22 protein-coding genes are annotated in these 23,266 nt (G+C 38.9%); 7 read left to right on the top strand and 15 right to left on the bottom strand.

Translation table 11 applies throughout. The features are described 5' to 3' along the window. Complete coding sequence (locus AWW68_RS16740; RefSeq protein ID WP_068223584.1) at positions 1 to 1,866, bottom strand: ABC-F family ATP-binding cassette domain-containing protein; 1,866 nt, start codon at positions 1,864 to 1,866, stop codon at positions 1 to 3. A gap of 243 nt (positions 1,867 to 2,109) precedes the next feature. On the opposite strand from AWW68_RS16740, the gene AWW68_RS16735 reads away from it, so the two are divergent. Both AWW68_RS16735 and AWW68_RS16730 read left to right on the top strand, forming a co-directional pair. Then, positions 2,110 to 3,387, top strand: coding sequence for an efflux RND transporter periplasmic adaptor subunit (locus tag AWW68_RS16735; RefSeq protein ID WP_068223582.1), 1,278 nt, complete (start codon positions 2,110 to 2,112; stop codon positions 3,385 to 3,387). Between the two features lie 26 nt (positions 3,388 to 3,413). Next, positions 3,414 to 4,730 (top strand): ABC transporter permease, encoded by a 1,317-nt coding sequence (locus AWW68_RS16730; protein ID WP_245660260.1) that lies wholly within the window; start codon positions 3,414 to 3,416, stop codon positions 4,728 to 4,730. A 100-nt stretch (positions 4,731 to 4,830) separates the two neighbouring features. Here AWW68_RS16730 and AWW68_RS16725 read toward each other — a convergent pair whose 3' ends face one another. The 4 genes from AWW68_RS16725 to AWW68_RS16710 all read right to left on the bottom strand — a co-directional run bounded on the left by AWW68_RS16725 (position 4,831) and on the right by AWW68_RS16710 (position 8,987). After that, a complete protein-coding gene (locus AWW68_RS16725; RefSeq protein WP_084375724.1) occupies positions 4,831 to 7,071 on the bottom strand; it encodes a sodium-translocating pyrophosphatase in 2,241 nt (746 codons plus the stop codon). A 155-nt stretch (positions 7,072 to 7,226) separates the two neighbouring features. Then, complete coding sequence (locus AWW68_RS16720; protein ID WP_068223579.1) at positions 7,227 to 7,925, bottom strand: SDR family NAD(P)-dependent oxidoreductase; 699 nt, start codon at positions 7,923 to 7,925, stop codon at positions 7,227 to 7,229. Continuing rightward, on the bottom strand, positions 7,925 to 8,617 hold the full coding sequence (folE, locus tag AWW68_RS16715) for a GTP cyclohydrolase I FolE (protein WP_068223576.1): 693 nt from the start codon (positions 8,615 to 8,617) through the stop codon (positions 7,925 to 7,927). The genes AWW68_RS16720 and folE overlap by 1 nt, the downstream gene beginning before the upstream one ends. Next, positions 8,580 to 8,987 (bottom strand): 6-pyruvoyl trahydropterin synthase family protein, encoded by a 408-nt coding sequence (locus AWW68_RS16710; RefSeq protein WP_068223573.1) that lies wholly within the window; start codon positions 8,985 to 8,987, stop codon positions 8,580 to 8,582. Before AWW68_RS16710 ends, folE begins: the two co-directional genes overlap by 38 nt. A 130-nt stretch (positions 8,988 to 9,117) precedes the next feature. Here AWW68_RS16710 and AWW68_RS16705 point away from each other — a divergent pair, with 130 nt between their 5' ends. The 4 genes from AWW68_RS16705 (at position 9,118) to AWW68_RS16690 (ending at position 12,904) form a co-directional block, all read left to right on the top strand. After that, the gene (locus AWW68_RS16705; RefSeq protein ID WP_157717691.1) at positions 9,118 to 10,584 is read left to right on the top strand and encodes a phytoene desaturase family protein; all 1,467 of its coding nucleotides are present in this window, start codon (positions 9,118 to 9,120) and stop codon (positions 10,582 to 10,584) included. 85 nt (positions 10,585 to 10,669) lie between these two features. Next, positions 10,670 to 11,164 carry a hypothetical protein gene (locus tag AWW68_RS16700; protein ID WP_157717690.1) on the top strand — a complete coding sequence of 165 codons (495 nt, stop codon included), beginning with the start codon at positions 10,670 to 10,672 and terminating at the stop codon, positions 11,162 to 11,164. Positions 11,165 to 11,633: 469 nt separating this feature from the next. Further along, positions 11,634 to 12,227, top strand: coding sequence for a hypothetical protein (locus tag AWW68_RS16695; protein WP_068223564.1), 594 nt, complete (start codon positions 11,634 to 11,636; stop codon positions 12,225 to 12,227). Between the two features lie 281 nt (positions 12,228 to 12,508). Beyond that, on the top strand, positions 12,509 to 12,904 hold the full coding sequence (locus AWW68_RS16690) for a hypothetical protein (RefSeq protein ID WP_068223561.1): 396 nt from the start codon (positions 12,509 to 12,511) through the stop codon (positions 12,902 to 12,904). Between the two features lie 294 nt (positions 12,905 to 13,198). Here the strand turns inward: AWW68_RS16690 and AWW68_RS16685 are convergent, their stop codons facing one another. The 10 genes from AWW68_RS16685 to AWW68_RS16640 form a co-directional block, all read right to left on the bottom strand. Continuing rightward, positions 13,199 to 13,615, bottom strand: coding sequence for a BrxA/BrxB family bacilliredoxin (locus tag AWW68_RS16685; RefSeq protein ID WP_068223559.1), 417 nt, complete (start codon positions 13,613 to 13,615; stop codon positions 13,199 to 13,201). A 95-nt stretch (positions 13,616 to 13,710) separates the two neighbouring features. Next, positions 13,711 to 14,031 (bottom strand): SUF system Fe-S cluster assembly protein, encoded by a 321-nt coding sequence (locus AWW68_RS16680; RefSeq protein ID WP_068223556.1) that lies wholly within the window; start codon positions 14,029 to 14,031, stop codon positions 13,711 to 13,713. Between the two features lie 44 nt (positions 14,032 to 14,075). Further along, positions 14,076 to 14,708, bottom strand: a complete 633-nt coding sequence (locus tag AWW68_RS16675; protein ID WP_068223553.1) for an NAD(P)H-binding protein — start codon at positions 14,706 to 14,708, stop codon at positions 14,076 to 14,078. Between the two features lie 51 nt (positions 14,709 to 14,759). Then, positions 14,760 to 15,191 (bottom strand): SufE family protein, encoded by a 432-nt coding sequence (locus tag AWW68_RS16670; RefSeq protein WP_068223550.1) that lies wholly within the window; start codon positions 15,189 to 15,191, stop codon positions 14,760 to 14,762. After that, positions 15,188 to 16,435, bottom strand: coding sequence for a cysteine desulfurase (locus AWW68_RS16665; RefSeq protein WP_068223547.1), 1,248 nt, complete (start codon positions 16,433 to 16,435; stop codon positions 15,188 to 15,190). Before AWW68_RS16665 ends, AWW68_RS16670 begins: the two co-directional genes overlap by 4 nt. Before the next feature lies 1 nt (position 16,436). After that, a complete protein-coding gene (sufD, locus tag AWW68_RS16660; RefSeq protein ID WP_068223544.1) occupies positions 16,437 to 17,747 on the bottom strand; it encodes a Fe-S cluster assembly protein SufD in 1,311 nt (436 codons plus the stop codon). A 1-nt stretch (position 17,748) separates the two neighbouring features. Further along, a complete protein-coding gene (gene sufC / locus AWW68_RS16655) occupies positions 17,749 to 18,507 on the bottom strand; it encodes a Fe-S cluster assembly ATPase SufC (protein WP_068223541.1) in 759 nt (252 codons plus the stop codon). 22 nt (positions 18,508 to 18,529) lie between these two features. Next, on the bottom strand, positions 18,530 to 18,964 hold the full coding sequence (locus AWW68_RS16650) for a four helix bundle protein (RefSeq protein WP_068224238.1): 435 nt from the start codon (positions 18,962 to 18,964) through the stop codon (positions 18,530 to 18,532). Positions 18,965 to 19,012: 48 nt separating this feature from the next. Next, positions 19,013 to 20,458 (bottom strand): Fe-S cluster assembly protein SufB, encoded by a 1,446-nt coding sequence (gene sufB / locus AWW68_RS16645; protein WP_068223538.1) that lies wholly within the window; start codon positions 20,456 to 20,458, stop codon positions 19,013 to 19,015. Between the two features lie 113 nt (positions 20,459 to 20,571). Next, the gene (locus tag AWW68_RS16640) at positions 20,572 to 21,039 is read right to left on the bottom strand and encodes an Lrp/AsnC ligand binding domain-containing protein (RefSeq protein WP_068223535.1); all 468 of its coding nucleotides are present in this window, start codon (positions 21,037 to 21,039) and stop codon (positions 20,572 to 20,574) included. Positions 21,040 to 21,873: 834 nt separating this feature from the next. Between AWW68_RS16640 and AWW68_RS16635 the strand changes: the two genes are divergently transcribed. Continuing rightward, positions 21,874 to 23,247 carry a TlpA family protein disulfide reductase gene (locus tag AWW68_RS16635; protein ID WP_068223532.1) on the top strand — a complete coding sequence of 458 codons (1,374 nt, stop codon included), beginning with the start codon at positions 21,874 to 21,876 and terminating at the stop codon, positions 23,245 to 23,247. Positions 23,248 to 23,266 lie beyond the last annotated feature (19 nt).

Genomic DNA, 23,266 nt, shown 5'->3' with positions numbered 1-23,266 from the left:
TTAAGAAATTTCAGAGAGCACTAACCACCTCAGTTCTTTTTCATCTAACTGCTCGGTAATGGCTTCGACCTTACCTGAGATATCCATTAGCTTTTCATGGTCGGTCTCAGTATTCATCTGCTCAATTAGTTTGGCTTTCTCCACTTCCAGTTTTGGTATTTCGGCCTCTAATTGCTCAAACTCTCGTTGTTCTTTGAATGAAAGCTTTTTGCGTTCTTTTGGTTCCTTTTGTTTGTCTTTTTTTGACTCTGAAGCCTTAGGGCTAGGAGCAGGGGTATCCTGAATACTATTTCTGAAGTCAGTATAATTGCCAGGGAAGTCTTTAATATTTTCGGAGCCATCGAAAACGAAAAGGTGATCTACCAGCTTATCCATGAAGTATCTGTCGTGCGATACAATGATTAAGCTTCCATCGAAACCTTCGAGATAGTTTTCAAGTGTGCCTAAAGTGATCAGGTCTAGGTCGTTGGTAGGTTCGTCTAATACCAGAAAGTTCGGACTCTGAATAAGGATTTCTAGTAATTGAAGCCTTCTTTTCTCACCACCACTTAGTTTACCAATGGGTTTGTATTGAACATCTGGGGCAAAAAGAAATCTGGTAAGGAACTGAGAAACCGGAATGGTTCGGCCTTTGCCTACTTCCACCACCTCGGCAATAGATTTGGCAAAGTCTATAATAGTTTGTTCAGGGTTGAAGCTTTCTTCTACCTGCCTGTAATAACCGAATTTAGTAGTTTGGCCTTGTTCAATTTCTCCAGCATTAGGCGTGATTTCGCCCATCAAAAGCCTGATAAAGGTGGTTTTTCCACTTCCATTTGGCCCTACAATTCCGATTCTATCTTTTCTCTGAAAAGTGTAACTGAAGTCTTTGATCAGGCTTTTTTCGCCAAAACCATGACTTAGATGAGCTATTTCTAGTACTTTTTTCCCCTGTCTTGAGGCTTGAGCATTTAGCTCTAGCTCATTGGTTTTTTGAGCACTGAAGGCTTTGTCTTTCGTTTCTTGAAATGCATCTACTCTGTACTTAGCCTTGGTTCCTCTGGCTTTCGGTTGTCTACGAATCCAATCTAATTCTTTACGATAAATGTTCTTAGCTTTATCAATAGATGCCGCTTCATTGATTTCTCGCTCGGCTTTCTTCTCTAAAAAGTAAGCATAGTTGCCTTGGTAAGAATAAGCTTTACCAAGCTCCAGCTCAAGAATGTTATTAGTGACTTGTTCTAGGAAGTACCTATCGTGAGTAACCAGAATTAGAGCCATATTGGCCACACTCAAATACTTTTCTAGCCACTCAATGGTATCTATGTCTAAGTGGTTAGTTGGTTCATCTAGAATAAGTAAGTCTGGTTTTTGAATGAGAACAGAGGCTAGTGAAATTCTTTTCTGTTGGCCACCAGAGAGTAATTGTACCTTTTGTTGAAGATCGTGTATGCCCAGCTTACCTAGAATTTGCTTGGCTTGGCTCTCCAAGTCCCATAGGTTCTTGGAGTCTATTTGCTCAATTAATTGCTGAATCTCATCGTGATTTTCCTGCCCCGTTAAGGATCTGAGCATGGCTTTTTCATACTGTTTTAGAATAGCATGGTCGGGATTATTATCATCAAATACGGCATCTAAAACAGACTGTCCTTTCGAAAACTCTGGATTTTGTAATAAGTGCTTAACCGTTATGCCGTTTTTGAAAACTACTTGACCAGAATCTGGTGTTTCAATTCCTGTAAGAATTTTGAGTAGGGTAGATTTTCCAGATCCGTTTACACCAACTAGGGCCACTTTTTCGCCTTGAGCTACGCCAAAAGTAACTTGGTTTAATATTGTTCTATCTCCGAAAGTCTTAGATAGGTTCTCAACTGATAGATAATTCATTAAGGGCAAAGCTACAACCGATGTATGAGATTATGGAAGTGGCTGAAGCCTTTTATCTTAACTAATGGCTTTTAGGAAGAATCCTGAATGTAGTCTAAACTATTTTCCAGCTGAGTTCATCATTAGAAGTAATCTACCAACCATATAATAATAGGCTGTAAATAATGTTAAAATCATTTGAATAAATTTGATTTAACCATTATACAAACTATTATTATAGTTAACTCAAAATGTCAACCACTCATGAAAAAACGCACAATCACTATTATTGCAGGGGTATTTATTGCCCTGGTCATATTCTTCATTACTAAAGTTAATAAAAGTTCCGCTGCTGAAACCGAAGTGCTTACTGCCGTTAAAGTTGGTCTATTTCGGTCTGAGGTTACAGCAAGTGGTGAGCTCTATGCTAAAAACAGTGTAAACATTTTAGGCCCGGATGGCATGCGGCAAGCGAATATTTGGGAGACTACAATTAGTCATATTATAGACGAAGGAACCGTAGTTGCCAAAGGTGATTATGTAGCACGACTGGATCAATCTGAGCTAGGCCAGCGCATTCAGCAAGCTAATAGTGATTATACTATTAGTTCATCTAAGCTTAAAGAATCTAAGTTAGATACCGCAATGACTCTAAGGAAGGCTAGGGATGAAATGGAGAACATGCTCTTCGAGATTGACAAACAAAAACTGGTTCTAGACAACTCTCAATATGAGCCTCCGGCCACTATTCAAGAGAAGAAAATGGAGTTGGATAGGGCACAAAAAAGGTATAATCAAGCGCAAGAAAACTATAAGCTTCAACTTGAAAAGGCAAAGGCTTCTGTTGAAGCTTCCGAAGCTGAGATGTTGGAAGACCGAAGAAGGGTAGAGTTCCTTCAAGAAATTTCCAATCAATTTGTAATAACGGCTCCAGAGGCTGGAATGCTGATATATAGAAGGGATTGGAGGGGTACAAAGATTGCTCAAGGAGGAAGGGTAGCTTCTTTTGATCCTATTGTAGCAACCTTACCTGACCTTACAAACATGATTTCTAAAACCTACATTAATGAGGTAGATATCAATACAGTGAGTTCTGGGCAATTGGTGGAGATTGGCTTGGACGCCTTTCCAGATAAAAGACTTACTGGGAAAGTTACGAGCGTAGCAAATATGGGGCAGCAGAGGCCTAATTCGGACTCTAAGGTTTTTGAAGTAGTGGTTGAAATTAATGAGTCGGATACCACATTGAGGCCAGGTATGTCTACCAGCAATAAAATTGTGGCTCAAGTTGTTGAAGAAGCCATGTTTATCCCTGTAGAGGCGGTTCATAGCCAAGGAGATTCAATAACATACGTACTTGTAAAAGATGGTTTAGGTATAATTAAGCAAGAGGTTGAATTAGGGATTTCCAATTCCGATCAAGTGATTATAAAGTCAGGGCTTTCGGAAGGTCAAAACGTGTACTTATCAGATCCTTCTGGGGCTGAAGATAAAGTCCTTAGCAGGATATCGAAACAACAGTCTATAGCTCAAAACAGATAATGATGTTAAAGCAGCTATTATCAAATATGGCAATTGCTACGGAAGCAGTATTTGCCAACAGAGTACGTTCGTTGTTAACTGCTTTGGGCATTATTTTCGGAGTTGCAGCAGTAATAGCCATGCTGGCTATAGGTGCTGGAGCGCAACAGGAAATACTGGATCAGATCAAGCTGGTTGGTGTTAATAACATAGTGGTTACACCAATCATAGAACAGTCTGAAGGTGAATTAACTTCTGCTGATGGTGGTGGGCAAGCCCAAGAAGAGAAAAACCTATCCATAGGACTAAATTTTCAAGATGTTGAAAGTATTAAGCGTATTGTACCTGGAATAGAAGAAGTGAGCCCGGAGGTAATCATTGAAACTTCAATTTCAAGAAAGGCTTTTCATAGAAGCTCTAAGTTGGTGGGGGTAGAAAATGCCTACTTTGATATTGCAGCATTTCAGTTGGCTAATGGAAAGTTCTTTAATAAAGAGCATTTCAATTTAGGTAAGCCAGTATGTATTATCGGCAAATCAATAGCGGCAAAGTTTTTTAATGGTGAAGAACCTATTGGAAAGTACCTGAAGGTTGGAAAGCATTGGCTCCAAGTGATAGGTGTGTTAGAAGAAAGGCTTATATCGGAAAAGAGTATTTCTAATCTGGGAATACGAGACTACAATATGGATGTTTACACACCATTAAGTACCGCATTGTTGAGATATGAAAATAGAGCTATGGTGTCTAATGCCGCTATTCAAGAGGCCATGAGAAATAGTATGGGGAATGGTGCCGAGGGCAAAGTTCAGAATTACCATCAGCTAGATAGGTTAGTGATTAAGGTCTCAGATTCTGAAAAGATGAGTTCTATAGCTGAGGTAATCTCTAAGTTATTAAAGCGAAAGCACAGTCAGGTGGTAGACTATGAAATAACCATACCCGAGTTGTTATTGAAGCAACAGCAGCGCACAAAAAATATTTTTAATTATGTACTAGGTGGTATTGCAGGAATCTCTCTTTTGGTGGGAGGAATAGGGATTATGAACATTATGCTGGCCTCAGTTTTAGAACGAATAAAGGAAATAGGTTTAAGACTCGCTATAGGAGCCACCAAGGCAGATATAATCTATCAATTTCTGTTGGAGTCTGTAATGATAAGCTTTAGCGGAGGAATGATTGGCATTATCCTTGGCTTGTCTATAGCAGTAGGTATAAGTAGTTTGGCCGATATTCCAACTTTAGTCCATTTCTCTTCTATTGCCCTATCTTTTGGTGTGGCAGTTACGGTTGGGATTATATTTGGTATAACACCAGCTAAAAGAGCCGCTGAACAAGACCCTATTACTTGTTTAAGATATGAGTAATTGAGTATAGAGATTAGATATTGGTAAGTTGAATTAGTATAAACAAAAAGGCCAGAATCGTAAGAATCTGGCCTTTTACTGTTATATTTTTTTAGTCGAACTACTCAGCGTCTGTAATCAAGTCTTCAGTAGCTTCAACTTGAATTTCTGTAGCTGGAGTAGTTTCAACGTGTCTATCGTCACCATGTCCACCAGTACCGTACATTTCACCCAAGATTGGAGCAATTACTAAACCTACTAAACAAGTAAGTTTGATCAAGATATTCATTGAAGGACCGGAAGTGTCTTTGAATGGATCACCCACTGTATCACCAGTTACGGCTGCTTTGTGAGCATCTGATCCTTTGTAAGTCATTTCTCCATCAATCTCAACACCCGCTTCAAAAGATTTCTTAGCATTATCCCATGCACCACCGGCATTGTTTTGGAAAATAGCCCAAAGTACACCAGAAACGGCTACACCTGCCATATACGAACCTAACGCTTCAGGTCCCATAGCGAATCCGATGATGATAGGGAATACGATTGTGATTGCTCCAGGGAGCATCATTTCTTTAATTGATGCTTTAGTAGAGATTTCCACACACTTGTCGTATTCTGGTTTGCCAGTTCCTTCAAGTATTCCAGGGATTTCCTTGAATTGACGTCTTACTTCTTTAACCATTTCCATTGCTGCTTTACCTACAGATTGCATAGCTAATGCAGAGAAAATTACAGGAACCATTCCACCTATAAATAGAGCCGCAAGTACATCGGCCTTGAAAATGTTGATGCCATCAATACCAGTGAATGTAACGTAAGCAGCAAAAAGGGCAAGGGCGGTTAAAGCCGCAGACGCAATAGCAAAACCTTTTCCGATTGCAGCTGTAGTGTTACCTACTGAATCAAGAATATCAGTTTTAGTCCTAACTTCTTCAGGTAACTCACTCATTTCGGCAATACCACCTGCGTTATCAGCAATTGGACCGAAAGCATCGATAGCTAATTGCATTGCAGTGGTGGCCATCATAGCCGATGCAGCAATACCTACTCCATAAAAACCAGCTAATTCATAAGCACCCCATATAGCTCCAGCAAATAGAATAACTGGTCCGAATGTAGACTTCATGCCTGTAGCTAAGCCAGCAATGATGTTAGTTGCTGCACCAGTAGAAGAGTTTTGAATGATAGACATAACTGGCTTTTTACCTAAACCAGTATAGAATTCAGTCATATAAGAAATTAGTCCACCAACAACTAAACCGACTACAACAGCACCAAATACTCTAACAGAAGTGATTTCAACTATTCCTTCTCCAAAGAGCGACATTTGCATGGTTGCAGGTAGTAACATATCAATTAAGAACCAGCAGGCAATCGCAGTAAGGATTATTGATCCCCAGTTTCCTTTGTTCAATGCAGCCTGAACTTGTGCTTCTTTGGCATTCTCATCCGAAATCTTGATCACTAAAGTTCCTAGGATTGAGAAGATGATACCTGCACCAGCAATAACTAGCGGCAGAAGAATTGGGCCAATTCCACCAAAATCATCAGTAATTGATCCGCCCATGTCTCTGATTACATAGTTACCAAGAACCATAGATGCTAGAACAGTAGCAACATAAGAACCGAATAAGTCAGCACCCATACCAGCTACATCACCCACATTATCACCTACGTTGTCGGCAATAGTGGCTGGGTTTCTAGGGTCGTCTTCCGGAATTCCGGCTTCAACTTTACCTACAAGGTCAGCTCCCACATCGGCTGCTTTAGTGTAAATACCTCCGCCTACACGTGCAAAAAGAGCAATTGACTCAGCACCTAGTGAGAAACCAGCAAGGGCTTCAAGCACAATGGTCATGTCTTCGGTAGTAGTCCATTCTCCACCCATAAAAAATTGGAACAGAAGAATAAACAAAAGGCTGAGCCCAAAAACGGCCAAACCTGCAACACCAAGGCCCATTACGGTACCTCCTGTGAATGATACTTTTAATGCTTTTGCCAAGCTTGTTCTAGCAGCTTGAGTGGTTCTTACGTTAGCAGCAGTGGCTATACGCATACCGATGTTTCCGGCCCAGCCAGAGAAAAATGCTCCAATTACGAAAGCAACAACAATTAACCAGTGAGTAGTGTCTACTACTTGAGAGATGATTCCGAGTAACACGGCAGCTATAACCACAAAAATAGCGAGTACTCTGTATTCAGCACTCAAGAAGGCAAGTGCTCCCTCTCTAATGTGCTTGGCAAGGTCTTGCATTTTTTGGTCACCTGCATCTTGCTTGTTTACCCACTTGGCTTTGATGATCATCACCAATAATCCGATCAGTCCTAGGACAGGAACTGCATAAATAAGATAAGACATAATTAGGTTCTTAGTTTTTTTAAGTCGCACAAAGATAACAGACGACCTCAGAAATGGAAGAAAAAAGAACCTTATTGGCAGGAGGGCTGTAGCAGTAGTTTAACTATTTGAAAATTAAATATTTGAACCGATTAATTGAGCCTTAAATCCTGAGTTTATGGCTTCAGGGAGCCCACTCCGCCATCTATACCAATGGTTTGCCCCGTTACCCAAGAAGCCTTTTCACTTAGTAGAAATACCACCATTTCAGAAAGGTCTTTGGCCTCTCCATACCTGCCTATTGGATGTCTTTTATTGGATGATTCCTTCCTGTCATCGGTAGATAGCAGCTTCTCGGCTAATGGAGTATCGGTAAGAGAAGGAGCTACCATATTTACACGTATTCCATGCATGCTCCATTCTGCCGCTAGTGACTTTCCCAGCCCTTCTACTGCTGCCTTGGCAGTGGCTATGCTAGAATGAAAGTTCATCCCTAATTTGGCGGCCACAGTACTGAAGAGTACCACAGAGGCTGAGTCAGATTTTTTAAGGCTCTTGAATGAAGCCTGAAGAACTCTTATTGCTCCTAATAGGTTGATGTCTAAATCTGACTGAAAGTCTTCAATACTGCTTCGATTAAAAGGCTTCAGATTGATGGTGCCAGGGCAATACACTAAGCCATCGAGTTGTTCAGGAATAAAGTCCAGTTCAGCATTTTTATCAGTAGCATCAAATGAATGATGTTCAAGACCAGAAATTTCAGGATTGCTTCTGGATGCGGAAATTACATTAGCACCTTGGTCTATCAACGCTTGGGCAGTAGCCTTACCAATGCCAGAACTTGCCCCAAAAACTAAAATGGTCTTGTCTTTCATTACTTTTTAGTATTAATGTATCCTAAGAATTCTCTACGTGTAGCCTCTTCTTTAAACTTACCATGGAATTGGGCAGTGACTGTACTGCTGTTAACATCTTTAACACCTCTTGAAGAAACGCATAGGTGTTCTGCATCAATTACCACAGCTACGTCTTCAGTGCCCATTACCTCTTTTAATTCATTGGCAATTTGGACCGTAAGTCTTTCCTGAACCTGAGGCCTTTTGGCATAGTACTCTACAATTCTATTAATCTTGCTTAAGCCAATTACATTGCCTGTAGAAATATATGCAACATGTGCTTTGCCAATAATAGGAACAAAGTGATGCTCGCAGTTAGAGTAGAAAGTGATGTCTTTCTCCACCAACATTTCGTTGTACTTATACTTGTTTTCAAAGAGTGCTACCTTAGGTTTATTAGCAGGATTTAAGCCACTAAAGATCTCCTTGATATACATTTTGGCTACTCGTTTTGGCGTCCCCGATAAGCTGTCATCAGTTAAATCAAGCCCCATTATTTCCATAATGTCTCTAAACTTATCCTCAATAAGGTTCATTTTAAGCTCATCGTCCATATCAAAGGCATCGGCCTTCATAGGAGTATCATAAGAGGTACCCACGTGTTCGTCACCAATCTCTTCCACGGTCAATCCATTAAGCTGGGTACTCAACAAAGTTTCTTTCTGTTTCATATAAAGTTACTTTTAGATCGAACCTAGGTTCAATCTTGTCTCTCAATATATTATAGATCACTACAGCAATATTTTCAGCCGTAGGGTTCAAGTCTTTAAATTCCTCAACATCCAAATTCAAATTTCTGTGGTCGAATTTGTCGGTCACATTGTCCTTGATCATATCACTAAGCACCTTCATGTCATAAACATAGCCAGTGTCAGGGTCTGGTTCTCCCGAAACCTTTATGATTAGCTCATAATTGTGACCGTGATAATATTCATTGTTGCACTTACCAAAAATGGACTCGTTTTTCTCTTTGGACCATTTAGGGTTGTGTAATCGATGAGCAGCATTGAAATGCTCCTTTCTAAAAACCGCTACCTTCATTGAAGTCTTTTTATACTTGAGTAAGAAGTTTGCTTACTACTTTTCTTTATCGTGTACCGAACATTCAGTTATTTAATTTTGTTCAACTTTCTGAAAAATAAATTAAACAAAACTTCAAACGAAGAGGCCATTGAAAAAATCAGATGTCCTAATTATCGGTACTGGCATGGGGGCTTTAACCTCAGCCGTATTACTTGCAAATAAAGGATTAAAAGTTCGGATTATCGAGCAAAATTGGCAACCAGGTGGTTGTACCACTTCATATTGGCGAAAAGGCTATGTTTTTGAGGCTGGAGCAACCACTTTAGTAGGGTTAGGAGAGGGCATGCCCCTACAATATGTACTAGATACGATAGGCCTAAATATTCCGGCTAGGAAGCTAGAGTTACCCATGCAGGTCCACTTAAAGTCGGGAGAAGCAGTAAACAGGTATGAAGATTTAAATCGTTGGGTAGATGAGGCCGAGCGAGTTTTTGGTTATAAAGGGCAGCGGCAGTTTTGGAATGAGTGTTTTGCCATAAGTGATTTTGTTTGGAAGAATTCTTTAGCTCAATTGGCATTTCCGCCCTCTAAGCCAAAAGATTTAATTCAGGCTATCAAGTCAGTTTCATGGAGTCAAGTAGCAAACTTGAAGTATTCCTTTATTTCTGTCGAAGCCTTACTAAGGAAGTACAATCTTCACAAGAATGAATCTTTTGTTCAGTTTGTGAACGAGCAGCTTTTAATTACAGCACAAAATCATATGGAGGAGGTGAATGCTCTTTTTGGTGCCACTGCATTATGCTATACCTGCTATCCTAATTATTATATCGATGGAGGACTACTAAATCTAGTTACTCCACTTGTAGAATATTTGGAGAGCAAGGAAGGGGAGGTAGTTTATCGGCAAGCCGTTACAAGCATTCGAAAGTCTAATAATAAATACTTGATAAGCACTTCTAAAGAGGAATATGAATCCGAATATTTAATTTCTGGAATTCCTATTAATAATACAATAGACCTTTTTGAAGATGAAAAGGTCATAAAGTTGTCATCTAAATTAATGCAATCTAAGGAGTTGAATAGTGCATTTCAGATGGGGATAGGGTTCGTTCCACATAAAAACTTCGACTGTCTACATCATCAAATTCATTTGCCTGATTTACTTCCAGAAACGGGGTCAGCATCTTTTTTTATAAGTCTAAGCCATGCAGAAGATAATTCGAGAGCGGACGAGCCAGGCCATATGGTTATGTCAATAAGTACTCATTCACCAGACCCTGAAAATCACATTATTGATAACCAAAAAGTAGAAGAGGCAATAATTAAGGAACTGGTTAAAAACGACTTTCTTTTAGAGGAGAATATTCGCTTTATGCATTCTTCAAGTCCAAAGTCTTGGGTAAAATGGACAGGCAGAAAATGGGGATTTGTTGGTGGGTATCCACAGTATCTTAAAATTAAGCCGTGGCAAATGCTAGATGCTCGATTAGATGGTCATAAGGCTTACCAAGTAGGAGATACCGTTTACCCTGGTCAAGGAATTCCGGGGGTAACGCTGTCAGGAATTATTGCCGTTGAGAAGATGATGTTGGATTGGGAGAGTAACCTTAGGTAAAAAATCTTTACGAATTGTAGTATGTCTAGTATATTTAACGATGTTTGGAAATAAAGTAACTTTTAAGAGTTTAAGCGCATATCCTATGAAGGTTCAAGTAACTCGTATTTTTTTGGCTTTGATCTGTATTACTATATTCTCATGTAGTAGTGATAATGGGGTTAATCCTCCCGGAGGAGGAAATAGTATAGATCGCATATTTATAGCAGATATAAATGGAGAATCTTTTGCTCCAAACTCTATAACGACTTCTGTTTCAGGGGGATTTATAACAATCTTAGGAGTTATGAATTCGGTTCAAAGTAATATTGAGTTTGAACTGAAGATACCAGAAGATGTAACACCAAATGTTTACAGATATGATGGTACAACTTGGGATGCTTTTTTAGATGTAAACAATTCAAGCTTAGGACAGAATACGTATGTTCCGTTAGAAGCTGAAGGAGATTTAAATATTGTTGTGCACAATAAAACAGACAAGTACATAGAAGCTACATTTGAGTTTAGTGCGAAAAACACAGCAGACGAGACTCTACCTTTAGCAGAAGTAGCAAACGGAACCTTAAAGCTATTCTATTAAGATTAGTTAAAATATTGTAATAGTGAAGAGGGTGTCATTTTGTGACACCTTTTTTTATGGCTGTAGATATTGATCCAGCATTACCTTAATCTAAGGTTTTGGTTTCATTACACTCTACTTTATGAACTGCTGCTCTTTCCTTCTCTCTCAAATCGGCTCCACTTATTGTTCAAATCTAGATTAAAAGGAGGGAAAACCATTAGGTTTAGGTTTAATGAGCCTTGAAGCTACTTCTGCCATCTGAAAAGTATTTGATTGCTGTTTTTAGAAGCAATAGCTGGCTCTGTTTTGGTTTTCTGACAACTCCTCTATGAGTTATGACATCTTGTGACATTCGTTTACTGCACCATGACAAACACACATCTAATTCCACGTTCATTTGAGTAAGAATTCGCTGAAAGGTCAAAACCAGTGAATTTGAAAATAGATCAAAACTCAATCCGATGAGAATCGGAATAAAACAACAAACATGAAAAATCAAATTACAAAAGTACTTGTTGGCCTAATACTATTGGCTAGCGGATTCTTAGCTACTGCAAATGAAAAGGAAAGAGAAATTACACTAAAGACTGCTAAGTCTAAGTCTGTAGTACTTCAAATGAACAATGTAAAAATTGGGACGGAAGTCACATTATGGAACCAAAGTGGAAAGCTGCTTTTTAAGGATCAGGTAGATAATGATACCTACTCTAAAATTTTCAATCTAGACCTGCTTGAAAAAGGAGAGCTAGTGCTAGAAGTAGATAACTCTGAGACTTTAGAGGTTCGCTCTATTAATGTTTCAGAAGGCAGCGCAGAGTTTATTTCATCTAGCGAAAAGGTCTATGCAAAGCCCGTTGTGAGGGTTTCTGAAAATATGATGAAAATTTTCTTACGAGATGATCACAGCGGTTATAAAATGAATATGAAAGATCAGTTTGGTAAGTCGGTGTACAGACAAAGTATTGATAAGTCTAATAGGGGACTGCAACGATACGATGTTTCCAAGTTATCGAAAGGCAAATATGAGATTCAGTTTACTGCAGACGGCAGGAGCTTTTTTCATACAATCATAATTGAGTAAAAGTGCAATCTTACTTAATTGGAGGAATGGCCCCGGTTCTGAAAAGAATCGGGGTTTATTTTTTTTGAGTGACGATTGTTCAATCAAAATGTTTCATTGTATTGATTATGTGACAGTTGTGTTCGGATTTGTACAAATTGAGAAGTTAACGAGTGTTAACGAATTAGTTAAGTTTTTGGTAATGAGTGTTTTATTAATTTCGGCATGCTGATTGGCTATTAAATGGCACAATCGGTTTGGTCACCGGTTAATACAAAACTCGAAATTTAAACAACAAGGTCATGAACTCAATAGTATTAAACAAATGGAACAGCATCAGGACAAAAGTCATATTAACGATTGGTGTTTTGGTAGCTATAGGTGCAACGGCTTTTGCCCATGAAATTGATGGCGCAAAATTGACAAAAGAAGAGGCTCGTCAGCTGATAGATTTAGTTAAGGAAGAGCTAGATGTAAAAGAAGGTACTAAGTCCTTCCTTTTAGATGAAGATGGTTTGCTCGAAGAGGTTTCAACGCTTTCAATCATTAAAATTTACGATGCTAATGATGAGCTATTATTAGAGGCTCCAATTACAAAACTTCGTCAGTATAAAAACAAACATCTACGAAGATTACTAAATGCAAGTGATTTTCTTACTGCATATGGAAATTCTAAATACTATCGATTAGATATTTAAAGTAAAGGTTAGAAATGGAAATCTTAGGGCTGCTGAAAGGTAGCCCTTTTTATTTCTTCTATATGAGCGTACCGAGAAGGAATAAAAAAAGCGAATTCCAAAAAAGGAATTCGCTTTAGCTCTGAGTGCTTTTAAGTACTTCAGATGTTTAGGTTATTCAATGATAAACAACTTTGTGGAACATAACAATACCCTAATTAGAGGTCTTGTAGCAATTATTCTCATTTAAGAGATGGTAATCTTTAAAGTGTATTTGAATAACTATTTTCTGTATGTATAAAAAGATAATATTTTTTAGCAGTGCTCTTCGAACACATCTGCTAAGTGATTACCTATTACTTCAGCAGTTCTGCCTTCAATATGATGTCTCTCTACCATGTGAACTAATTCACCATCCTTGAAAAGAACAACAGAAGGAGAAGAAGGAGGGTAAGGCAAATGATACTCTCTCACTTTTGCAGTGGCCTCTACATCTCCACCAGCGAAAACAGTCATTAAGTTATCAGGTTTTTTATCGGCTAGTTTTAAGCCCATTTTAACACCTGGTCTTGCAGTTCCTGCTGCACAGCCGCATACTGAATTGATCACAATAAGGGTTGTGCCTTTATGGTCTTTAAAATGTTGGTCTACTGCGTCAGCTGTTTTTAACTCGCTAAAACCCGCTTCAGTTAGTTCCTGTCTAAATGGAACTAGTAAATGCTCTGGATACATATTTTATAAGTTTTATGTTTTAAGTTCTAAAGTCTTGGTTCTGCGCTTTAAGTTCTCATGATTGCTGAACATAAAACGTTGAACCTTAAACTAATCTACATGAAGCCAAGCTCTAGTTTAGCCTCTTCAGACATCATGTCCATAGTAAACGGTGGGTCGAAGGTAAGTTCTAACTCTACTTCATTTACTCCATCAATTGCCTTTACTTTTTCCTTCACTTCATCTGGAAGTACTTCTGCTGCTGGGCAAGAAGGAGAGGTGAGGGTCATTAGAATGTAAACATTATTTACTGGGTATACATTGATTTCATAAATCAATCCAAGCTCATATACGTCTACAGGAATTTCAGGGTCATAAACAGTCTTAATTGCTGCTACAACCTCTTCTCTAAGTCCTTCTTTTACACCGTTTTCCATTTTCTATTCATTCAAGTTACAAATTGAAACTCCAGCCGCTGAAATTACAAATTAGCGAGAGCATTTTTTATTGGAGTATCTCCGCTTCTCATAGGAATTACTTCTTTGAAAGAAGACTTTAGGTCTAAAAGACCGAACAGAACCTCGGCAACGTCTTCTATAGGATTCTCCCCATGCTCTTGGACTTTTAATTCTACTTCTCCAGTACCCGCATTTTCAGTGAGCGAACCCGGTTGAAGAATGGTATAGTCTAAGTCCGTATTCTTAATCAGCCATTGGTCAGCATAATGCTTGGCTATCATATAATCATATAAGTCTGCCGAAGTATCCCAGGCAGTTGGCTGAAGAGAATAAATTGTACTTAACATCACATATCTCTTAATTCCAGCCATTTCTGCCGCTTGCATAGATTTAATGGCTCCGTGCAAGTCTACATTCAGAAGATCTTTTCCTCTAGATCCAGATACGAAATAAACCGCTTCTACATCCGATGGTATTTCATTAGATAAATCTTCAGCACTTTTTTCAAGATCTAATGCTATCTGAGAGTAGTTGTTGGCCTCAAAGAGTTTCTCGTCTTTTCTAGTGGTACCAACTACTTGGTGATCAGCCTCGAGTAATTTTGAAGTTAATTTTTGTCCAACTCTTCCTGATGCACCTATTACTAATACTTTCATGTTCTATTTTTTATGGTTCTAGGAATAGATGAAAGATTATGTGGGCCTTGCTTAGTTTGCTTTTGCAGTGTAAGCTAAGCCGTAAATCTTCATCTGTTTAATCATAGCTCCAAGACCATTTGAACGCTGAGTACCAATAAACCTATTCAAACCTACTTTATCGATAAAGAATAGGTCTGCATCAACAATTTCCTGAGGGGTACGGTCAGAAAGAATTCTAACCAATATACTTACTAAGCCCTTTGTGATGGCTGTATTGCTGTCTGCCTTAAAATGGATTTTATCTCCATTGGGTTTGGCGTCTAGCCAAACTTTAGACTGACAGCCTTTAACTATATTATCGTCTGTTTTTTGCTCTTCTTCTAGAGGCTCTAGGGTTTCTCCTAGTTCCATCACATAACCAATAGTCATTTCCATGTCTCCATCGAGCATGGAAAACTCTTCAATTATTTCATTCTGAACTTCTTGAATACTTTGACTCATGGTTTCAGTTTCTTGATGATGTCTTTTAATGCCTCAACGAAAATGTCTATCTCCGCTATGGTGTTATAAACAGAAAAAGAGGCCCTAGTAGTTCCTTCAATGCTGAATCTATCCATTAGAGGTTGTGTGCAGTGGTGTCCTGTTCTTACGGCAACTCCTTTAGCATCCATCCACATCCCTAAATCGAAATGATGAATGCCGTCTACCACAAAGGAGATTACACTTACCTTATTTTGCGCTTGACCTATAATTCTTACTCCCTCAATTTCATTCAATTGAGCAGTAGCATAGGAGAGAAGCTCTTCCTCATAGGCTGCAATGTTCTCTTTTCCTAGGTCATTTATGAAGTCAATAGCTGCTTTAAAAGCCACAACATCGGCTATGTTGGGGGTTCCAGCTTCAAACTTATAAGGGATGTCATTGAAGGTGGTCTTATCAAAAGAAACATCTTTGATCATTTCTCCACCACCTTGGTATGGAGGCATCTTTTCTAGCAGTGAACGCTTACCGTAAAGAATACCAACTCCTGTTGGGCCGTACATTTTATGAGCCGATAGTGCATAGAAGTCTGCATCTAAAGCCTGAACATCTATTGTAAGATGTGATGAGGCTTGTGCCCCATCTATCAATACTTTCGCACCTGCTTCATGAGACATCTTTATAATTTCATGGACAGGGTTGATTGTACCTAGAGAATTAGAAGCATGGTTTACAGCTACCAGTTTGGTTTTATTGGAGAGCATATTACTGAACTCTGCAATATCTAGGTCTCCATTATCTAACACTGGGATAGCTCTAACTCTTGCCCCTTTTTCTTCAGCAATTAACTGCCAAGGAACAATGTTAGAATGATGCTCTAACCCAGAAACGATGATTTCATCGCCTTCATTTAGATATTTTCTTCCCCAAGAAGAGGCTACCAGATTTATAGACTCCGTAGTTCCTTTAGTGAAGATAATCTCTTCAACCTCGTTGGAATTGATGAAAGCCTGTACTGCTTTCCGAGTATCCTCAAAAGCGGTAGTAGACCTTTCTGCCAAAGTATGGATGCCTCGGTGTATATTAGCATTATCTGCAGCATAGTGATGCTCCAAAGCGTTAATTACACTTTGCGGCTTCTGATTGGTTGCGGCATTATCCAAATAAACCAATTGCTTACCATTCACCTTTTGGTGAAGGATAGGGAATTGGCTTCTTATGGCTTCTATATCTAGTGTGTTTGATACTACTGAAGTATCGGACATATTATTTCTCTAATCTGCTAGTAATAATCGCCTCGACATAGGCTTGAATAGGCTCTAACTCGAGGTTTTCGATAACATCGCTGGCAAAAGCATGAAGCAACATTGCCATAGCTCTGTCTTTTTTAATACCTCTGGCCATTAGGTAGAAGAGTGCATCTTTATCTAATTGGCCTGTGGTACATCCGTGTGAACACTTCACATCATCAGCCCAAATTTCTAGCTGAGGTTTGGTGTTTACCGTTGCATCATCTGTTAAAAGAATGTTTTTGTTCGACTGGAAAGCATTTGTTTTCTGGGCGTCTTTACGAACGAAAATCTTTCCGTTAAATACTCCTCTAGACTTATCGTCCATAATGCCTTTGTAAAGCTCATTTGAATAAGCATTTGGCATCATGTGGTCTACAATAGTGTGGTTGTCTACATGAGTTTTACCGTTAAGAAGGTAAAGTCCATTCATATAGGCCTCACAGCCCTCAGCCTCAAGTTTTATATCCAGATTATTTCTAACCATTGCACCGTTTAGGGCCACAGTGTTAGAAGTGAATGTACTGTCTTTGTCTTGAGAAACGTGAATATTGGAAATGTGATAAGATGTATCCGTATCGTTTTCAATCTTGTAGAATTTGGCATTTGCACCAGTAGCTACGCTGATCTCATTTACAATATTGCTAAAGCCTGGTTCGGCACCTAAAGTGTCAACTTTTTCAATTACCGTAACCTTGGCATTCGCCCCAACCTCAATGAGGTTTTTGGCATGAATGTCTGAAGATTTTGTATTGATGTATTGAACGAAAACAGGCTTTGAAACTTCACTATTTGCGGAAATCTCTAAAACAGTTCCTTCATTAGCTAAAAGGCTATTCATAGCTACGAAGGCATCTTCTGTACTCTTTGAAAGCTTATCGAAAAGCTTGCCAGCAAGCTGATTGTTTTCTTGAATAGCTGCAGAAAGAGGGGAGAAGCTAATTCCGCTTTCTGTTACTTCGTCAGAAAATTCTGAGTTGAACTCTCCGTTAATGAAAGTCAGGTAGTAAGCGTCTAATCCTTCAATTCTTAATTTCTCAACATCTTCTTTCGAAACTGAAACACGCTCAGTGTTCATTTCGAAGCTTATGTTTTTCTCTAAGGCTTTTGTAAGGTTGGTGAATTTGTACTCCTCTGCTTTTGCATGAGGTAGTCCGTTTTCTACCAAGTGATTCAGTGCCTTCTGACGAACATCTGCAATAGTAGAATTGCTGGTTAGTTCTTGCTTAGAGGCCTCAAATCGCTCAGAGAGTTTGTCTATGATTGATTGTCCTGCGAATTTCTTCATCTTAAACTGCCGCTTCAGCTTCTTCTTTAATCCAGTCGTAACCTTTTTCTTCTAGCTCTAGTGCCAACTCTTTGCCGCCAGACTTTACAATTCTTCCTTTATAAAGAACATGTACATAGTCTGGAACTATATAGTCTAGCAATCTTTGATAGTGAGTTACTACAATGGTGGCATTGTCTTTAGATTTCAATGCATTTACACCGTTAGAAACAATTCTTAAAGCGTCAATATCAAGTCCTGAGTCGGTTTCATCTAGAATAGCCAACTTTGGTTCCAACATTGCCATTTGGAAGATCTCATTTCTTTTCTTCTCACCACCAGAGAAGCCTTCATTAAGAGATCTGCTTAAAAGAGATTGGTCAATTTCTACGAGCTTCATTTTCTCTTTCATCAACTTTAAGAAAGAAACCGCATCAAGGGCTTTTTCGCCTTTGTGCTCTCTTACCTGATTGATAGCCGTTTTCATGAAATTGGTAGTGCTTACTCCTGGAATTTCAACAGGGTACTGAAAAGCCAAGAAAACACCTTCTCTTGCTCTTTCGTCAGCATCCATGTCTAAAAGATCTTTACCATCGAAGTTCACTTCTCCTCCAGTTACTTCGTAGTCTTCTCTTCCTGCTAAAACTGAGGCTAATGTACTTTTACCAGAGCCGTTTGGCCCCATAATGGCGTGTACTTCACCTGGTTTAACTTCAAGGTTGATACCTCTAAGGATTTCCTTCTCCTCAATTCTAGCTTGTAGGTTTTTTATTGATAACATATATCAGTTCTACGTTTAAGGTTCAAAGTTCAAAGTTTTCTAGTCCGTAAAATTCGGCTTCTTCTTCTACTTTATACTTAGCTCCTGTTAACTCTGTTTTATTCAAATATTTAATTAACCCATTAATCATTTTTGAAATGTTTTCTACCCTTTTCAAAAATTGATCAAGTTGGTTTTTAGTTATATAGTTACGATCGAAAGATCTGTATAACTGCGACTTTGTTTCTCCATTTGAGCCATGCGCCACAGTTAAAAACTGTCTGAACTCTTTATTTCCTTTTCTATCAAAGCCTTCAGCAATATTGTCCATTACTGAGCCCGATGACCTGTTCAATTGATCTTTTAAAGGATAGTCTCGAATGGAGTCGTTTGAAAGAATTGATTTGTAAACATCATTGGCCAGCATTCTTGCTTCCTGCCAAACATTTAAATCTTCAAACCTTTCAACTTTTGCCATTCTCAACATTAAACTTTAAACATTGAACTTTGAACAAGTTGTTTCTAATTATCCAACTGAACCTTCAAGGGTCAGGGCAAGAAGCTTTTGGGCTTCTACGGCAAACTCCATAGGTAGCTTATTCAATACTTCTTTAGCGTATCCATTTACGATTAACGCTACAGCAGATTCTTCATCTATTCCTCTTTGTTGGCAATAGAAGATTTGATCTTCTCCAATTTTGGAGGTGGTGGCCTCATGTTCAACTTGTGCTGAACTATTCTCAATGTCTATATAAGGGAAGGTATGAGCTCCACACTTATCACCCATTAATAATGAGTCGCACTGTGAGAAGTTTCTAGCGTTAGTTGCACGCTTCATCACTTGAACCTGTCCACGGTAACTATTTTGCGAGTACCCTGCTGAGATTCCTTTAGAAACGATTCTAGACTTGGTGTTTTTGCCAATATGAATCATTTTGGTTCCTGTATCTGCTTGCTGATAATTGTTAGTTACCGCCACAGAGTAGAATTCTCCTTGTGAGTTATCTCCTTTAAGAATACATGAAGGATACTTCCAGGTAACTGCAGAACCGGTTTCAACCTGAGTCCATGAAATTTTGGAGTTATCACCTTCGCAAATACCTCTTTTGGTTACGAAGTTGTAGATTCCGCCTTTACCATTCTTATCACCAGGGTACCAGTTTTGAACGGTAGAATATTTTACTTCCGCGTCTTTGGCGGCCTTAATTTCAACTACGGCAGCGTGAAGCTGATTCTCATCTCTTTGAGGTGCTGTACACCCTTCAAGATAACTTACATATGAGCCTTCTTCCGCAACTATCAAAGTTCTTTCGAACTGGCCTGTGTTGGCGGCATTAATTCTAAAGTATGTAGATAGTTCCATCGGGCATCTAACTCCTTTAGGAATGTAGCAGAAAGATCCATCTGAGAATACCGCAGAGTTCAGCGCAGCAAAGTAATTGTCACTTTGAGGAACCACAGTTCCTAAATGCTTTTTAATCAACTCTGGGTGCTCTTGAACTGCCTCAGAGAACGAACAGAATATAATGCCTAGCTCTGAAAGGGTTTCTTTAAAGGTAGTAGCAACCGATACAGAATCTATAACAGCATCAACAGCAACTCCAGTGAGTCTTTTTTGCTCTGTTAAAGAAATTCCTAGCCTTTCGAATGTAGCCAGTAATTCTGGGTCTACCTCATCTAAAGACTTTGGTTTCTTTTTCTGCTTTGGAGCAGAATAGTATATAAGGTCTTGGTAGTCTACCTTGGGGTAATTCACATTAGCCCACTCGGGCTCTTCCATTTTCTGCCACATTCTGAAGGCCTTTAGCCTCCATTCAAGTAGCCATTGTGGCTCCTCTTTTTTGGCGGAAATAAAGTGAATAATATCTTCATTTAACCCTTTTGGAGCTTCATCGGCCTCTAAGTCTACGGTCCATCCGAACTCGTACTCTTTTGAGGTAAACTCTTCAAGAATTTGATTATCGTCACTCATACAATCTTATTTAGACTGGTTTTAGCTGCAAAGGTACAACCTATTGATAGAAGTAATGGTTTCATGACAGAGAAATTTCAATCCTTTATGGATACTGTCAATAGTTCAAACCTCTAATCTCCTAACTCTATACTTCTGCTAAGTGTTTCCTCTAGGATAACAAAGGTTTCAGTTCTTTCAATACCATCAACTTTTTGAATTTTATCGTGAAGGATGTCCTTAAGATGATCTGTGCTTTTGGCATAAATTCTAACCAACATACTATAGTTGCCGGTGGTGTAGTGTATAGAAGTAATCTCCTTAATCTTTTTAAGCTGGTTAGCCACTTTTTCGTACAAGGAGCTTTTAGCTAAGAAGACTCCAAGAAAACTGCTTACCGAATAGCCTAGCTTATTGAGGTTAATGTCTAGCGAAGCACCTTTTACTACTCCCATTTTCTCTAGTTTATTCATCCGAACATGGACTGTTCCACTAGAAACGAATGCCTGTTTGGCTATTTCTGTATAGGGTTTTTTAGCGTTATGCTGAAGCAGAGACAGTATTTTAAGGTCTACGTTATCGATTTCGTAATTATCAGCCATTTGAAGTTGTCTAAATTATTGAATTATCAAATATAGGTTGTATTTATTAATTATTATGTAAATAATGATTCTAATTATTAATGATATTTCAATAATAATCAAAAACGCTATACATTTGTAACATATCCAAACGGAATAAATGAGAGCTGGAAAAGCTTTTACACTGTAGGGTGACGAAACAGGCAGCCGTGCCCTCCTTTCTCGAGGGTGGAGATTCTGAAATAAAGCCAATCGGCCTAATCACTCCGTGGAGGTTCGAATCCTTCTCCTACAGCTTTAGGTTCTTGATATGAGAATTCGGTTAATAGAGTTTAGGGTTGAAGATTATAAGATGCTCGATTAAAGACCTTAAGTCTAGAATTTCTGCAGGTAGCAGACGAGCATCTTTACACTGTAGGGTGACGAAACAGGCTCCCGATAGCAATCGGGAGTGCCCTCCTTTCTCGAGGGTGGAGATTCTGAAACAAAGCCAATCGGCCTAATCACTCCGTGGAGGTTCGAATCCTTCTCCTACAGCATTTAAAGGATTCCAGAAATGGAGTCCTTTTTTTATGATCATCGTTTCTGAATTTTGTCCTCTTAGAGTCTTTGACATCCCTATAGGACGCAGTTGTATGGCGGCCTGATCTTAATATTGAAGCATTTAGCACAACATGTACTTTGGAAGATAGGTACTCACCACAGACAAGCCCCCTTACTTCGGTAGACAAGTGAAGACTAGTGGGTAGAAAAAGAGTGAGCAGAGTATATGGATGCCTAAATTGACTTTTAAGAGTCGGTCATTTGTTTTCTAGTCCTTTGTGTTTTTCTTTATTCCATCAATTTTTTTGCCTCATGAAGAAGTCCAGTCTATTATTCTACTTGTTGATAAGCCTTTGTTTCGTTTCGTGTAAAACTGAAAATTCAGTAAGCAATGAAGTTTGGTTAAAAGGTAAACTGATTAACTGGGGAAATGCCTCCAAGGTGCTTAGTGCCCAGAATCTTGAAGCTGACTTTGGTTTAGGGAAGGATATCATCATAAAAACCAATCAGGATAATGAGTTTGACATAAGGTTCGAATTGAATGAGCCTACTTATTACTCTTTAGGTAGGAATAAACTCTACCTCAGTCCTGGAGATGAGCTTCAACTGGAGGTAGATTATAAAGATCCAGAAGTAGCAGTATTTAATGGAACCAATGCTGCTTGGCAGGTTTATTTGGCAGGTGTGGCATTCCCTAAAAGTGGCTCTTATTTGGAAGGAGGGAGGAACCTCAAGAGTGAAGATGTAGCAGAGACTGTAGCTCTTGCCCAATCCAAAACAGAGGAAAGAAAAGAACAACTCCAAGCATTACAGACTTCAAGTGAATTTAAGGCACTTGAAGAAATGCGATTGAAGCTCGACTATCTTAATACTTTGCTTTCAATGCCAGTTTACGGTTCGTTTAAAGACTATTGGGAGTACTCTGAAGTGAAGAAAGCCGAGATCTTAGCTCGAATAAAAGATGATTTGAATGTGATGAGCCAAGGTCTTATGAAAAATGAGTATATGAAGCACCCAAACTTCAGAGACATGCTTCATGAATTGGTTGCTGCCAACTTGAAGGAAGTCGGAATTTTCACCCATTTAGAGTTTACACCCTTTATGGCGGAGTATGACGAGATGGGAGCTTTTGTGACTCAATTGGAGCTAAATGGCCTGACGAATGAAATGCAGGTTCAGGCCAAAGAGTTTCTTGCGGCTGATCACGCTCTTGACTATAAGGAAATGGTTAATGCTAAACTTAAAGAGTATGCCGCTTTAAAAGCAGGTGAGCCAGCTTTCGATGTATTATTCAAAAATGCTTTGGGTGAAGAAAAGCCACTTTCCGACTTTAAAGGTCAGCTCACTTATGTAGACCTTTGGGCTACTTGGTGCGGGCCGTGCATTGCAGAACTTCCAGCATTTGAGCAGTTAAAAGAAGATTATAAAGACAAGCCTGTGCACTTTGTTCCTGTATCTATAGATACTGATTTGGAGGCATGGCAAAAGTATTTGGAGAAGCACGATTTACCGAAAGACAAAGAATATTTAATCAACAGATTGGACTTGTCTGATTATAAGGTAATTACCATTCCTCGTTATTTGTTGCTAGACAAAGACTTTAATATTGTAACTGTTTTTGCTACTGTTCCTTCAGACCCAGAGACACGAAAAATAATAGATCAATACCTTGAAATTTCCGAGTAATTACCTGCTTAGGAATCGT

Source organism: Roseivirga spongicola (assembly GCF_001592965.1).
GTDB classification, from domain to species: Bacteria; Bacteroidota; Bacteroidia; order Cytophagales; family Cyclobacteriaceae; genus Roseivirga; species Roseivirga spongicola.
This window is presented reverse-complemented; position numbering and strand designations above follow the sequence as displayed.